The sequence below is a fragment of the Acidocella sp. genome (assembly GCF_036489515.1).
Lineage (GTDB): Bacteria > Pseudomonadota > Alphaproteobacteria > Acetobacterales > Acetobacteraceae > Acidocella.
In genome coordinates, this window is record NZ_DASXFO010000081.1 from 23,742 (window position 1) to 36,983 (window position 13,242).

15 protein-coding genes are annotated in these 13,242 nt (G+C 67.2%); 5 read left to right on the forward strand and 10 right to left on the reverse strand.

Annotation, left to right across the window (positions count from 1 at the left end):
• Nucleotides 1-101 precede the first annotated feature (101 nt).
• Genes VGG47_RS12135 through fliE form a run of 10 tightly spaced genes read right to left on the reverse strand, consistent with a single transcriptional unit; the run spans nucleotide 102 to nucleotide 9,421 of the window.
• Nucleotides 102-905, reverse strand: coding sequence for an OmpA family protein (locus VGG47_RS12135; protein ID WP_331538889.1), 804 nt, complete (start codon nucleotides 903-905; stop codon nucleotides 102-104).
• Between the two features lie 3 nt (nucleotides 906-908).
• Nucleotides 909-1,709: a MotA/TolQ/ExbB proton channel family protein gene (locus VGG47_RS12140; RefSeq protein WP_331538891.1), complete on the reverse strand. Its 801-nt coding sequence runs from the start codon at nucleotides 1,707-1,709 to the stop codon at nucleotides 909-911.
• Nucleotides 1,709-2,275, reverse strand: coding sequence for a sigma-70 family RNA polymerase sigma factor (locus tag VGG47_RS12145; protein ID WP_331538893.1), 567 nt, complete (start codon nucleotides 2,273-2,275; stop codon nucleotides 1,709-1,711). Before VGG47_RS12145 ends, VGG47_RS12140 begins: the two co-directional genes overlap by 1 nt.
• 4 nt (nucleotides 2,276-2,279) lie before the next feature.
• On the reverse strand, nucleotides 2,280-4,382 hold the full coding sequence (locus tag VGG47_RS12150; protein ID WP_331538895.1) for a flagellar biosynthesis protein FlhA: 2,103 nt from the start codon (nucleotides 4,380-4,382) through the stop codon (nucleotides 2,280-2,282).
• Nucleotides 4,375-4,638: a flagellar biosynthetic protein FliQ gene (locus VGG47_RS12155; protein ID WP_331538897.1), complete on the reverse strand. Its 264-nt coding sequence runs from the start codon at nucleotides 4,636-4,638 to the stop codon at nucleotides 4,375-4,377. The genes VGG47_RS12150 and VGG47_RS12155 overlap by 8 nt, the downstream gene beginning before the upstream one ends.
• A complete protein-coding gene (locus tag VGG47_RS12160) occupies nucleotides 4,635-5,006 on the reverse strand; it encodes a FliM/FliN family flagellar motor switch protein (protein ID WP_331538899.1) in 372 nt (123 codons plus the stop codon). Before VGG47_RS12160 ends, VGG47_RS12155 begins: the two co-directional genes overlap by 4 nt.
• Nucleotides 5,007-5,039: 33 nt before the next feature.
• Complete coding sequence (locus VGG47_RS12165; RefSeq protein WP_331538901.1) at nucleotides 5,040-6,536, reverse strand: flagellar hook-length control protein FliK; 1,497 nt, start codon at nucleotides 6,534-6,536, stop codon at nucleotides 5,040-5,042.
• Nucleotides 6,533-7,567, reverse strand: a complete 1,035-nt coding sequence (locus VGG47_RS12170; protein WP_331538903.1) for a flagellar motor switch protein FliG — start codon at nucleotides 7,565-7,567, stop codon at nucleotides 6,533-6,535. The genes VGG47_RS12165 and VGG47_RS12170 overlap by 4 nt, the downstream gene beginning before the upstream one ends.
• Nucleotides 7,560-9,119, reverse strand: coding sequence for a flagellar basal-body MS-ring/collar protein FliF (gene fliF / locus VGG47_RS12175; protein WP_331538905.1), 1,560 nt, complete (start codon nucleotides 9,117-9,119; stop codon nucleotides 7,560-7,562). The genes VGG47_RS12170 and fliF overlap by 8 nt, the downstream gene beginning before the upstream one ends.
• Nucleotides 9,119-9,421 (reverse strand): flagellar hook-basal body complex protein FliE, encoded by a 303-nt coding sequence (gene fliE / locus VGG47_RS12180; protein WP_331538907.1) that lies wholly within the window; start codon nucleotides 9,419-9,421, stop codon nucleotides 9,119-9,121. The genes fliF and fliE overlap by 1 nt, the downstream gene beginning before the upstream one ends.
• A gap of 288 nt (nucleotides 9,422-9,709) precedes the next feature.
• Here fliE and VGG47_RS12185 point away from each other — a divergent pair, with 288 nt between their 5' ends.
• Genes VGG47_RS12185 through VGG47_RS12205 form a run of 5 tightly spaced genes read left to right on the forward strand, consistent with a single transcriptional unit; the run spans nucleotide 9,710 to nucleotide 13,241 of the window.
• Complete coding sequence (locus VGG47_RS12185; RefSeq protein ID WP_331538909.1) at nucleotides 9,710-10,057, forward strand: flagellar basal body rod protein FlgB; 348 nt, start codon at nucleotides 9,710-9,712, stop codon at nucleotides 10,055-10,057.
• A 1-nt stretch (nucleotide 10,058) separates the two neighbouring features.
• On the forward strand, nucleotides 10,059-10,505 hold the full coding sequence (gene flgC / locus VGG47_RS12190; protein ID WP_331538911.1) for a flagellar basal body rod protein FlgC: 447 nt from the start codon (nucleotides 10,059-10,061) through the stop codon (nucleotides 10,503-10,505).
• Complete coding sequence (locus VGG47_RS12195) at nucleotides 10,505-11,206, forward strand: flagellar hook assembly protein FlgD (protein ID WP_331538913.1); 702 nt, start codon at nucleotides 10,505-10,507, stop codon at nucleotides 11,204-11,206. The genes flgC and VGG47_RS12195 overlap by 1 nt, the downstream gene beginning before the upstream one ends.
• Complete coding sequence (locus tag VGG47_RS12200; protein WP_331538915.1) at nucleotides 11,203-12,495, forward strand: flagellar hook protein FlgE; 1,293 nt, start codon at nucleotides 11,203-11,205, stop codon at nucleotides 12,493-12,495. Before VGG47_RS12195 ends, VGG47_RS12200 begins: the two co-directional genes overlap by 4 nt.
• A gap of 2 nt (nucleotides 12,496-12,497) precedes the next feature.
• A complete protein-coding gene (locus VGG47_RS12205; protein WP_331538917.1) occupies nucleotides 12,498-13,241 on the forward strand; it encodes a flagellar hook-basal body complex protein in 744 nt (247 codons plus the stop codon).
• Nucleotide 13,242 lies beyond the last annotated feature (1 nt).

Genomic DNA, 13,242 nt, shown 5'->3' on the forward strand with positions numbered 1-13,242 from the left:
ATGGCCCAGCGCAGCCAAACGTTTTTCCGCCGCTTGGCTCGAAAAGCGGCCGCTTTCCTCGATCCGAGAAGCCGGCCTGGAGCATGATTGATCTAAAGCAATCATGTGCCGGCTCCGGGGGGAACAGGGGCGTGGATCACCACGACCACGCGACGGTTCTGCGCGCGGCCGACGGCGTTGTCGTTGCTGGCGACGGGAGCGAACTGGCCGAAGCCCTGCGCCGAGAGCCGCGTGCCATCGATCCCCTCCGTCACGAACAGGCTGACCACGCTGATCGCGCGCTCCGCCGAGAGCGACCAGTTCGAGGGGAACTGCGCGGTGGCGATCGGCTGGTTGTCGGTATAGCCCTGGATGACGATGTTGAATTCGCTCGGCATCTGTTTCAGCTTGTCGGCGACGTTGCTCAGCAGCAGCTTCGCCGCCGGGGCCAGCGTGGCCTGGCCGCTGTTATACAGCGTCGAGGCGCTGAAGCTGATGGTCAAGGTCAGCGGTTGCTCCGACATCGTCACCTGCTTCTGCCCGATCAGCGGCTGCAGCACCCCTTGCAGACGCTGTTGCAGCGCCTGCAGCGCCTGCATCTCCTCCTGCAGCTGGCGCGAGATCGCCGGCGGCTCGCGCGGCCGCTCGGGCGCCGGATGCTCGACCGGCTTGGGGATCGGCGACGGCTGGTGCTGCATCACGCCGCGGCTGGCGGACGACGCCTGGACCACGGCGGGCGGCGTCCCATGGAAGGCGTAGATGATGCTCTTTGCCTCTTCCTCGATTTTCGCCTTGTTCTGCGTCGAGGAGGCGAACAGCACGACGAACAGCGCCAGCAGCAGCGTCAGCAGATCGGCGTAGCTGACCAGCCAGCGTTCGTGGCTGGCCTTCTTTTTCGCTTTCGCGCGGAGCGGCGGCATGCCCATGGATCAGGCCGCTTCCGGCAGGGCGTTGCCCGGCGCCTCGTCAGCGGCGGCTTCCGGCGGTTTCTTCTGGTCCGAGAGCAGGACCTGCATGGTCTGACGGATGAGGATGCCCGACTTGCCCTGCTTCAGCAGCATCAGCCCCTGGACGATCAGATGCCGTTCACGCTCGCGCGCTTCCGCCAGCATGCCGAGCCGCGCGCCAAGCGGCAGCGCGAGGAGATTGGCGGAGCCCACGCCATAAATCGTCGCCACGAACGCGGTGGCGACGCCCTCACCCAGCTCGGCCGGATGGTCGAGCCGCATCATCACGTGGATGAGGCCGAGCACCGCGCCCATCACGCCGATGGTGGGCAGATAGCCGCCCGCGGCTTCCCAGACTTCCGAGGCGATAATGTCGTCACGCGCGGCGTGCGCGGCCATGGCTTCGAGCGTCGGCAACATTTCCTCCTCGGCCATGTTGTCGATGATCATCTGCAGCCCCTGTTTCTGGAACGGGTCGACAATGCTCTCCAGCTCGCTCTCCAGCGCCAGCGCGCCCTGCGAACGTGCCAGATTCGACCAGATCGCCACCTGCTCGATGAAGGCGTGCATATCCACGCTCGGCGGCTTGACCAGCCACTTGCACCGGGCGAAGGCGGTCAGCACCGACTTGGCGCCGAATTGCGTGACCAAGGCCGTGAAGGTGCCGCCGAACACGATCAACACCGCCGTGAGGCTGAACAGCGACGAGAGCGGATCGCCGTCGGTCAAGGCCGCGAGGATGATGATCGCCACGGCGGCGACGATGCCTACGATCGCTGACATTATACAGGTTCTCCATTCAATTGCGCCGCCATATGCGTGGCCAGGGTCAGCAGCGCACGCTTGCGTATTTTCGAGGCGTAGCCTTCGCTGATGTCGAGGATGGCGGCAATCTCGCGATTGTTCATCTCGTTGTAGTAATGCAAAGCCAGCACCTGGTATTCGAGCTTTGAGAGCTGGCGCAGCGCCGCGGCCAGGGACGTGTGGTCATCCGAGCGCAGCAGCTGCGCCAGCGGATCTTCGGGCGAAAAACCGTCATTCACCGCGGTGCTGTCCACCACGTCGGCGTCGAACATCGCCTCGCCGCGGCGCAGCTTGCCCTCGCGGCGCAGCCCGTTGATCATCGTGCCGCGCACCCGCCGCATCGCGAAGGCCTGGAACTCCACACCGAGGCTGGGGTCGAAGCGCTGCATCGACTCCAGCATGCCGATGGCCCCCCATTGCAGCAGCTCGTCGAGGTCCGCCCAGGGCATCCGCGCCTTGAGCAGCAGCGCGATGCGCTTGATCCAGCCCGCATAGAGCTCCTGCAAAGCGGGCGCGGACAAAGACTGACCGGAGGGCTGGATCATCGCCTCAACCCGGCTCTGCCGTCTGCACGACCTGCAGCGGCATGGTTTCGGGAATTTCCTCGAGGCCCAGCACCGGCAGCACGCCGGTGACCGTGCGGGCGACGGCGCGGCGCAGCGTGCCTTGCACCACCAGCACCGGCTTCTGGCCGCGCGCGCGCATGGCCTGGGCCGCCTTCTCCGCGGCCTGGCGCAGATGCGCCGCGGTCTCCGCCTCGATCTCCTGACCGATGCCGGTATCGCGCCCGGCGCGCACCGATTTACCGACCAGCTCTTCGAGTTTCTGTTGCAGGACCGCGACCTTCAAGACCGGCTCGGGCCCTGCCAGCTGCGTGACGATGAAGCGGCCGAGGCGCTGGCGCACCACGGCGATCAACCGTTCCACATCCTTGTTCGGCCCCTCGGAGGCTTCCACCAGCGCTTCGGCGATGCGCTCGAAATCGCGGATCGGCACCTCTTCGGCAAGCAGGGCCTGCAGCACCTGGCGCACCAGCCCCATCGAGAGATTGTTGCGCAATTCTTCGGCCAGGCGCGGCGTGGTCTCGGTGAGCCGTGTCATCAGCCCCTCGACCTGCGGCCGGCCGAGCAGATCGGCGCCATGGCGCTTGAGGATTTCTGCGAAATGCGTGGCGATGGCGCTCGGTGCGTCGACCACGGTGTAGCCGAGCTCCTCGGCTTGCGGGATGGCATTTTGCGGGATCCACACCGCGGGCTGACCGAAAGCCGGGTCCTTCACGGCGCGGCCGACTTTGAGTTTTTCCACCACCATCGTGCCCTCGATGGCGAGCCATTGGCCGGGCCAGGCTTCGCCGCCGCCGATCGCCGCCCCGCGCAGGGTGAAACGGTAGCCATGCGCCGGAAGTTCGCTGGAATCACGGATATGCACGGGGGGGACCAGAAACCCCATGGTGCGGCCAAAACGCTGCCGCACGGCGGTGAGGCGGTTGAGCAGCCGCCCCTCGCCCTGCCCGACCAGCGGCGTCAGCGCGAAGCCGATGCTCATGCCCAGCGGATCGACGCCGGTGACATCGGCCAGCGTGTCGATTTTCGGTTCCGCCGGCGCGCCGGGCGCCGCCAGCGCACCAGGCTTGCCCGGCTTGCCATCGGCCGCGGCGCCCGCAGCGGTGGGCGGCGACTGCGACATGCGGCGTGCCAGGATGCCCAGGACAGCCGCCAGGAGCAGGAACGGGATGTGCGCCATCTGCGGGATCAGGCCGATGGCCCCGGTGATGGCGGCGGCGATGCCCACCGCCTGCGGGAAGCGGCGGATCTGCTGCTTCACCTGCTCGCCGATATCCTCGCCGGTGGAGACGCGGGTGACGACCAGGCCGGCGGCGATGGAGATCGCGAGCGAGGGGATCTGCGCGGCAAGCCCGTCGCCCACGGTCAACAGGGTGAAGGTGCGCGCCGCATCGGCGAAGGGCAGCCCGTCCTGCAACATGCCGACCATCAGGCCGCCGACCATGTTGACGACGAGAATGATCATCGCCGCGACCACGTCGCCGCGGACGAATTTCGAGGCGCCGTCCATCGCGCCGAAGAAGTCGGCCTCGCGGCGCAGCGACTCGCGGCGCTTCTCCGCCGCCGCCGCCGGCAGCGTGCCGGCATTGATCTCGGCGTCGATCGCCATCTGCCGGCCCGGCAGTGAGTCCAGCATGAAGCGCGCGGAAACTTCCGCGACGCGGCCGGCGCCCTTCGTCACCACCATGAAATTGATGACGATCAGGATGATGAAGATGATGCCGCCGACGACGTAGTTGCCGCCCACCGCGAACTGGCCGAAGGATTCGATCACCTGACCCGCCGCCCCGGGTCCGGAATAGCCGTTCAGCAGGATGGCGCGCGCGGTGGCGACGTTGAGCGCCAGACGCATCAGCGTGGTCGCCAGCAGCACCGAGGGGAAGGAGGAGAATTCCGCGGGAGAATGAATGTACAGGCTGACAGCCAGAATGACGAGGCCGGCCGCGATGTTCAGGGCGAACAGAAACGAAATGGCGAGCGGCGGCAGCGGCACGACCAGCATGATCAGCACCAGCAGGACCACGATCGGCCCCGAAAGCTGGGTCGCGCTGAACGCGCCCGGGCGCGGCAGGGTGGTGTCGCTAGCCATGGATCAGTGACGGAATCGCGGTGATCAGCCGCGTGGCGTAACCCTCGAGGCCTCGCATCATCAGCGGGCCGGTCAGGGTGGTGAGCACCACGATGCAGGCCAGCTTGAGAATAAACGCGATCGAGGCTTCGCGGATCTGCGTCATGGTCTGCAGCATGCCGGCCGCGAGGCCGACGACCAGCATGGCCAGCAAGAGCGGGGCGACCAGCTCGGCGAAGGCGACCCAGGCCCCGATGCCGACCTCGGACGGTGTCACGCTTGCGCGTCCTTTTGTTCGGCTTCTTCGGCCAGCGCGGTGACGCGAATGCCGTACTGGTCCTTGGCGACCGAAACGACCTCGCCGCTGGCGACACGATGCCCATTGGCGAAAATCGCCAAAGGCTCGCCGACGATCTGGTCGAGCACGACGATCTGACCCTGGCGCAATTGGCGCAGGTCCTTCACGGAAAGTTTCGTGCGGCCGAGCTCGACGGTGAGCTCCACCTGGACGCGTTCGATCAGAGCCCGATTCGGCACGGCCGGACCGGCCAAAGTCGTTTGCTCGAGCTGTTCAAGCTCGATGCGTGCGGGCTCGGCCTCCAGCATCCCGTTTTCCGAAGACCGCACATCCTGTTCCTGGGCCATTAAATTCCTTACTCCTGCATTGCGCGGGTGGGGCTACGCATAGGCCCGCACCCCGGACGCGGCGGCCTCGGTCACGCCGGCGCCGGTGACCGCACCGATGCCGCCTCGGGTCGCCGCACCGCCATTCTGTCCAGACCCCTGTCCGCCCCCCTGGCCGCCCCCCTGCCCTTGGGGCGCGCTGCCACCGGCGCCATTGCCGCCGACCTGGGTCTGGCCGAGCGACAGCCCGGCTTCGGTCATCGCGTGGCGCAGATCCATCAGGTTTGCATTCAGCAGCTGCGCGGTCTGCGGCACCGAGGGAATGAGCTGCACGTTCACCAGGGCGTCCTGATTCATGGAAATATGCACCGAGAGCTCACCGAGCCCGGGCGGGTCCAGCCGCAGCGTCGTGGTGTTACTGCCGGCGCGTTGCATCGCCACGATCGCCGCGGCGAGTGCCGCCGGCGAGGCAGCGACACCCGGGGCATCGGCGGTGGCGCTCGCCGGCACCGGCACGGCGTTGGCCGCGACGCTCGCCAGCTGGGCCGCCGGCGGCGCGGCCTGGATGCCGCCGGCCGCGACGCCGGCCAGCGTATTCCCGACCGGCACGGTGGTGGTGATGGTGGCGGCTTGCGCAGCGGGCGTGGGAAGGGCAGTGCTCGGGGCCGGTTTCGGCGTCGCACCGGCGGTCAGCACGTGCATCCGTGCGGTGATGGCGGCATGGGTGCTGATCGGGGCCGCGCTCGGCGCGGCCGGCGCATCCGGCGCGTCGCTCGCCGGGTCCGTCACGTCAGCCGCGGCCTGCGTGGTGCTGGACGCGGCAACGGCCGCCGCCACGGCTGATGTCGCTTGGGTCGAGGCGGCCGGGGGTGCCGGGGTCGTGGCGTCTTTCTGGTCCTTGGCCGGCGTCTGCGCGACAGCGGCCGACGGGCTGCCGGCGGCAGGCGCCGCCGCGTCCGTCACGACCGGTGCTGCGACCTGCTTGTCCGTTGGTGCCGCTGGTGCCGGCGCTGCTGCGAGCGCCACGCCCGAAGGCGACGTCGCGTCGGTTTTCGCGTCGTGCTTGGACTCATGCTTGGCGGCAGGCTTTTCGGCGGGTTGTTCCGTCCCCGACATCTGCGCGGCCGGCACGGCGAGCGCGGCGCCCGCCGCCGGACCGGCAGGCGCCGTCGTGGCGGTCTCCGCCTCATGCTTATGTCGGGGGGCGTCGGTTCCGGTCCACTTCTGCTCCGCATCGCTTGTCTTCGGCGCGACGGACGATGTGTCCTGCTCCGGCGTCGCGGTGCTGACATCTGATTTTTTCGCCGTCGGCCGCGGCGTGGATTTCTGCCCGGCAGCACCCGGCGCGGGTGCCGGCGCGGCTTGCGTGCCCTGATTGCCCTGGTTCGCTTGCGCGCCCTGATTGCCCTGGCTCGACTGCGTGCCCTGGTTGGCCTGGTTGGCCTGGTCCATGGCGTTTGACCATGCCTCGGCCGCCGGCGCTGCCGCGGTCGGGCTCGTCTCTGGCGTCGTGACCGGCAGGACGCCGGCGGTGACTAGGGCTCCGCTCATATCAATTCCTCCGCTGCACCGATGGCGATGCGCCCTTCGCCGGCGAGGCGCAGCGCGATCTCCACCACCTCGCTCTGGGCCGCCAGCGCGTCGCTCTTGCGCATCGGCGGGCCGCTGCGCAGCTCCTCGCGCAGGATTTCGACGCTGCGTGCCGACATGTTTTTGTAGAAACGGTTGCGGGTGTCCTCGTCCTCCAGACGCAAAGCCGGCGCCAGCCGCTCGGTGGGCACCTCGCGCAACAGGATCTGCAGCGCCCGGTCGGAGAGCCGGACGAGGTCGGAGAAGGTGAACAGGTTTTCGCGGATCGTCTCGGCGGTGCCCGGATCGCGCGCCTCGATCAGCTCCATGACGCGCTCGGACACGCCGCTCTGCAGATGATTGAGAATATCCGCGGTGCGCTTGGCGCCGCCGAGATTCGACAGGCGGCGGCTGCCGGCATCGTCATTGGCCAACAATTCCCCCATCATCAGGCGCAGCTCGTTGACCGCGGTCGCAGACACGGTGTCGAGCGTGGTGAAACGAAACAAGGTGTCGGCCACCAGGGGTTCGGGCAGAAACGAAAGCATCGCCGCCCCGGTGTCGTGAGGGAGCTGCGCCAGCAGCAGCGCCAAGGTCTGCGGCCGCTCAGCGGCCACCACATGCGCCAGCATGCGCGGATCGGCGTTGGCGGCGAACTGCGCCGCCGCGCGGCCGCGCTTGCCGCCAAGGCGCTGGATGATCTCCTTGGCCCTCGTTTCGCCCAGCGCCACGGCCAGCACGCGGCTCAGATAACCGAGCCCGGAATTGCCGTTGGCGCCGATATCATCGGCGAAACCGCGCATCACCTCATCGCGCATTTCCACGGTGAGTCTGTTCGGCGGCACCGCCGCGGCGGTGATGGCGCCGATCACCGACTCATCCATGTGACGCATCACGGCGGCGGCGGCGTCCTCGCCAAGCTCGCGCAGCACGATGGCGGCGCGCTGCGCGCCGTCCAGCGCCCTGGCCGCGTCACGCAACGGTTTGTTCCCGACGGCGAGAACCTCACTCATTGTCTTCCACCCAGCTTTGCAGGAGTTTCGCGATTTCGGCGGGATTTTCCGCGGCCCGCTCGCGCAGACCCGGGTATTCAATGGGCGGCAGCACCAGCTCCGCCACCATCGGCGCCGCCACCGGCACCGGCACCGAATGTGCTGCGAGCGCCGGACGGGCGAAGGTCGTGCTGAACGTCGCCAGCCACCGTCCGCCCGGCAGCGCCACGCCGAACAGCAGCGCCAGCGCCGCGATGACTTCAAGCAGCCCACTCGAAAGCGGCCCCGCATCCTGCAGAAGCCCCGCACCACCCGGCAGCGCCACGCTGCGCTTGAACGGCGCGACCAGCACATTCACCTTCACCGGATAGGCGAACGCCCCGGCGATCGCGGCCTGCACCTGCGCCGCCGTGACGGTGCCGAGCGCCGCCTTGTTCAGCACCACCGACACGGCGATGGAGTTCACCGTCCAGTTCGGCTTGACGATCTCACTGTCGCTCTGGCCGACCGCATAAGTCTGGTCGGTCTCCTTGTGCGAGCTCTGCGGCTGCGGCGGCGCGGCCGGGGTGGCCGGCGTGGCCGGCGCCGCGGGGTTGGCGGCGTTGTTGCCGTTGGGCGCCGGCGGCGCGTTGGCGGCGGTGGGCGTAGGCGGCTCGTTCGAGAGCGCCCCCGGAATGCCCATCGCCGCATCCGTCGAGCCGGTCTGGTTGGACTGCGTGGTGCTCTGATGCGTGACGATCTGCGTCGGGCCGTAGGTGATCTGGTGGATCTTCGTCTGCGTGAAATCCACATCGGCCGACACGTTGGTGCGGAAATTCCCGTCGCCCACCAGCGGCGTCAGCAGCAGCGCGATGCGCGCCGCGGCCGCGTTCTGCACATTGGCGACGGTCTGGAACTGCGTGCCGGTATTCATCGTGCCGCTCACCGGATAGACGACGACGCCGGCGGTGGTCTCCACCGTCACCTGCGCCGCCGCCAGCCCCGGCACGGCGCCGGCGACGAGATTGGCGATCGCCGCACCCTGCGCCTGCGCGCTGCCGTTATCGGCTTGGATCACCACCGAGGCGGTGGTCTTGGGCTGATCGGCCAGAAACGCCGTGTCCGGCGGCACCGCCAGATAGACCTGGGCGGACTGAATGCCCGATATCGTCTCGATCGACTGCTCCAGCGAAGCTTCCAGCGCCCGCGTGGCCAGCGCGTTTTCCGCGAGGTCCGACGTCGTCATCGGCGCGTTTTCCAGCTTGTCCCAGCCGCTGGCGCTGTCGTCCGCGGGCACCTGCGCCTGGCCGAGCTGCAGCCGCGCCTCAGCCAGCTGCGGCGCCGGCACCAGAATGATGTTGCCCGCCGCCTGCAGCTGATAGGGGATCCCCAGCTTCTGCAGTTGCGCGATCACCGTGCCGCCCTGCGCGGGTGACAGCCCTTCATACAGTGCGACATAAGGCGGCCCGCTGAGGGACAGCGCCAGCACCACTGCGAAGGCGATAGCCACCACGCCGGCGGTCATCCAGGCCAGCATCGGAACGCGCGCCGCCTGCTCCCGACCGAGCCGCAGATATTGCCGCCAGTCAGCCATCAGAACTGCATGTTCATGATGGACGAGTAAGCCGAAACGACCTCATTGCGGACCGCGACGGTGGCGTTCCACGCCACCTCGGCGCGGTCGCTGGCGACCACCGCCTGGCCCAGCGTGGCGCCCGGCGCCCCCACCGCGAAGGCGGTCTCGGCGGACGACGCCTGGTTCTGCGCACTGCTAACGCCCTGCAAAGCAGAGTTCACCATGTCTAGAAAGCTGCCCGCCGAACCACTGCCCTGAGCCGGCTGTACGCCGCCCATCGCGAGGGTTCCCAAGGCCGGAGTAATCGGTGCGATCGTCACAAACCCAACTCCCAAATCCTATCCGGGCCGCCTACCAAAAGTTGCAGATGGCGGCACAAAAAATTACCTATAAATTAAGCCAATCGCGCGCAAGTGATTTTTAGCATGTATGAAATTTAATGTTATAAAACAGGAAAACCCTTCCTTTTCAGAGCGTTTTTCGCTAATCGGCGGGTTAAGCGCTAAACAGCTTGTTATGTAAACCCGTCTCTAACACAAGTATTTCCGCCAATTTTGGCAATTATGTAAATTTTATGTCATGCACCTACAGGTGGTATCGGAGGTGAGATGCAGATCGGTTTTCTTGATCTCTACAGCGGCGTCCTGAATGTCCGACAAGAGCGCAGCTCGCTGATCGCCGACAACATCGCGAATGCCGACACGCCGGGTTACAAGGCGACGGACGTGCCGTTCCAGCAGGCCCTCGCGGCACAGCTCGGCGACACCTCGAGCAGCAGCGCGCCGATGTACCGCACCAGTGGCACGGTCGGCCTCGACGGCAATGACGTGGGCCTCGACGGCGAGCGCGTGGAAGCGGCCGAGAACGCCGACCAGACGGAAGCGGCGGCAACCTTCCTGCACCAGTCGACATCGGATCTGATCACGGCGCTGCGCCCGAACCCGAGCGGAAACTGAGATGAGCGATATCTTTTCCATCGTCGGCAGCTCGCTCGATGCGCAGAACGCGCGCATGGGCGCGATCGCCTCGAACCTCGCCAACGCCGATTCCGTCGCCGCGCCCGGCACCGCCCCCTATCGGGCGCACGAGGTGGTGTTCGAAGCGTCCCCGCTCGACCCCACGGACAGCGACAGCGACGGCACGAGTACCAACGACACGACCGCGGACGATCCCGGGGTCAGCGTGCTCGGCACGGTGCTCAGCAATGCCGCCCCGAAAACGACCTACGACCCGAGCAGCCCGTACGCCGACGCCCAGGGCTATGTCACGGGTTCTAACGTCGATCCCGTCCACCAGATGGTCGACCTGATCGACTCATCAAACAGCTACAGCGCCTCGGTCGCGGTTCTGCAGCAGGCGGACCGCGTCGACCAGCAACTCCTCTCCAGCTTCCAGGTGTCCTGATGACAAGTCTCGCGATTCCCAGCGCCACCACTAACGCGACGGCGGCGTCAACCACCGCCAGCGCCGGCACCAGCCAGACTTCCTCCGCCGGCAGCGGCTCCGGGGCCAACCTGACGCAGTCCGATTTCCTGCAATTGCTGACCGCGCAGCTGCAATACCAGACCCCGACCTCGCCGGCCGACCCGACCGCGCTCGCGGGTGAATTCGCGCAGATCTCGACGGTCGACGGCATCGACAGCCTGAACACCAAGCTCGGCGACCTGCAATCCAGCACCACCGCCTCGCAGATGGGCCAGGCCGCATCGCTGGTGGGCAAGCAGGTGGCGATGTATGGCGACACGCTCACCGCCAATGGGAAAGGCTCGGCCGAAGGGGCGTTCAACCTTTCCGGTGCGGCGAACAATGTCACGGTCAGCGTCACGAATTCGGCCGGGACAGTGGTCGACACGATGAATCTCGGCGCCATGTCGGCCGGCCAGCAGACCTTCAATTACGCCGGCGGCACCGCCAACACGCAATATACCTATGAGGTCGACGCCACGAACAGCTCCGGCGCCGCCGTCTCGGCCACGCCGTATTCCGTCTACACGGTCGACAGCGTCAACGTTTCCGGCACGACGCCGACCCTGAACGTCGCAGGCTATTCGTCGGCGATGCCCATTTCTGATGTCCAAACCGTTCTCGGAGGGTCTTCCACATGAGCTTACAAACCGCACTGACCGGCCTGAACGGCGCACAGACGGGTCTCGACACGGTCTCCAACGACCTCGCCAACGCCAGCACCACGGCGTTCAAAAGCCAGACCGCCGAGTTCGCCGACATCTATCCCTCCGGCTCGAGCAACGTCCCCGGCCTGGGCGTCACCACCTCGAGCATGGACACGGATTTCGCGCAGGGCGCGCCGGTGAGCACCGGCAACCCGTTCGACGCGGCGATCCAGGGCAACGGATTTTTCGTCGTCGACCAGGGCGGCACGCAGGAATATACCCGCGACGGCTCGTTCGAGCTCAACGACTCCGACGAGCTGGTCTCCGCCGCCACCGGCGCCCAGGTCATGGGCATCCAGGCCAACGGCGCGCTCGGGCCGATCACCGTCAACACCGGCGCGATGCCGGCGACGGCGACAACCGGCTTGGGTCTGGCATTCAACCTGGATTCCAGCACGGCGATGCCGACAAACCCAACGTTCAGCCCGGCCGACGCAACCAGTTACGCCGACACCTACCCGGTCACGACCTACGATTCGCTCGGCAACGCGAATACCGTTCAGCTCTATTTCCAGCCGACCACGGCAAGCGCAGGGGCGGCTCTGTCATATAACGTCTATACGCAGACCCCCGCACAAGCCGCGGCCGCGACCGCGGCCACGGCGGCCGGAACCACACTCGGCAGCCCAGCAGATTACTCGGCGCTGACCACGCTGAATTTTAATTCCTCGGGGGCGCTTGTGCCCGCCCCCACCCCCCCCGCCACCACACCTACATCAGGCAGCCCGGCAACCCTGACTGTCGCCGGCTGGGGGGATGGCGCCGCGGCCTCGACCATCAACTTCGACTTCACGGGCACGACCTTGGCCTCGCAGAGCTTCGCCCTCGCCGGCCAAACCACCCCCACCGGCTTCACCGCGGGCTACCCGCCCGGCAACTATAGCGGCACCACGATCAGCTCCACCGGAGAGTTGGTCTCCACCTACAGCAACGGCCAGAGCCAGGATTCCGGCACGCTGGCGATCGCCAATTTCATCAACCAGCAAGGGCTGACCCCGCTCTCCGGCAACCTCTATGCCTCCAGCACGAGCTCCGGCCAGCCGGTGATCGATGCGCCCGGCACCGGCCAGGCCGGCAGCGTCAACGGCGGCGAGCTGGAACAGTCCAACGCCTCGACCTCCGAGCTGCTGGTGTCGCTGATCGAGTATCAGCAGGCCTATCAGGCCAACGCCTCGGTGATCCAGACCGAGCAGACGGACAGCACCCGCCTGACGCAGATCTAAACATGAGCGCCGACTCCCTCTATACCTCGATGGCCGGCCTGCAGGCGATCAGCGCCAACATGCAGGCCACCGCCTCGAACCTCGCCAACGTGCAGACGCCGGGCTACAGCGCGGTGCAGGCCGTGGTGGAAGCGGCACCTTATACCGGAGCCAACGCCCCGGGCGGCGCCGACGCCGTGGCGTTGACGCCGAACCCAGATCTCACCGCCGGCCCGCTGCAGCATACCGGCTCGGCCTTCGACGTGGCGGTGAGCGGCGATGCCTGGCTGGAAGTGCAGACGCCGACCGGCAATGCGATCAGCCGCGACGGCAGCCTGCAGATCACCAATGCCGGGATCCTGGCCGACAGCGCCGGCAATCCGGTGCTGGGCACCACCGGCCAGCCGATCAGCGTGCCGCAATTGTCGCGCCTCGAGATCGGCTCCGACGGCACCGTCTCGGGCGTGCCGGCCAACTCGCAAAGCGGCCAGATCCAGACCTACGGGCAGATCAACATCGTCGCCACCCCGCCCGGCACGCTGACGCCGCTCAGCGGGGCGATGTTCTCCGTCGCCGCCGGTGCGGCGCTGCAACCGGCCGCCAACGGCTCGCTGCAGCAGGGCTATCTCAACGGCAGCAATGTGGACCCGACCACGACGATGATGAACATGATCGCCGACAGCCGGTCCTACCAGCTACAGACCAATCTCATGAAAACTCAATCAGATGGCGGCACGGCGTTGAACACGCTGGTCGCGCAAGGGTAAG

Coding starts and splice junctions, on each gene's coding strand:
- VGG47_RS12135 (WP_331538889.1), bottom strand. CDS start 905: ATGGGCATGCCGCCGCTCCGCGCGAAAGCGAAAAAGAAGGCCAGCCAC.
- VGG47_RS12140 (WP_331538891.1), bottom strand. CDS start 1,709: ATGTCAGCGATCGTAGGCATCGTCGCCGCCGTGGCGATCATCATCCTC.
- VGG47_RS12145 (WP_331538893.1), bottom strand. CDS start 2,275: ATGATCCAGCCCTCCGGTCAGTCTTTGTCCGCGCCCGCTTTGCAGGAG.
- VGG47_RS12150 (WP_331538895.1), bottom strand. CDS start 4,382: ATGGCTAGCGACACCACCCTGCCGCGCCCGGGCGCGTTCAGCGCGACC.
- VGG47_RS12160 (WP_331538899.1), bottom strand. CDS start 5,006: ATGGCCCAGGAACAGGATGTGCGGTCTTCGGAAAACGGGATGCTGGAG.
- VGG47_RS12165 (WP_331538901.1), bottom strand. CDS start 6,536: ATGAGCGGAGCCCTAGTCACCGCCGGCGTCCTGCCGGTCACGACGCCA.
- VGG47_RS12170 (WP_331538903.1), bottom strand. CDS start 7,567: ATGAGTGAGGTTCTCGCCGTCGGGAACAAACCGTTGCGTGACGCGGCC.
- fliF (WP_331538905.1), bottom strand. CDS start 9,119: ATGGCTGACTGGCGGCAATATCTGCGGCTCGGTCGGGAGCAGGCGGCG.
- VGG47_RS12185 (WP_331538909.1), top strand. CDS start 9,710: ATGCAGATCGGTTTTCTTGATCTCTACAGCGGCGTCCTGAATGTCCGA.
- flgC (WP_331538911.1), top strand. CDS start 10,059: ATGAGCGATATCTTTTCCATCGTCGGCAGCTCGCTCGATGCGCAGAAC.
- VGG47_RS12195 (WP_331538913.1), top strand. CDS start 10,505: ATGACAAGTCTCGCGATTCCCAGCGCCACCACTAACGCGACGGCGGCG.
- VGG47_RS12200 (WP_331538915.1), top strand. CDS start 11,203: ATGAGCTTACAAACCGCACTGACCGGCCTGAACGGCGCACAGACGGGT.
- VGG47_RS12205 (WP_331538917.1), top strand. CDS start 12,498: ATGAGCGCCGACTCCCTCTATACCTCGATGGCCGGCCTGCAGGCGATC.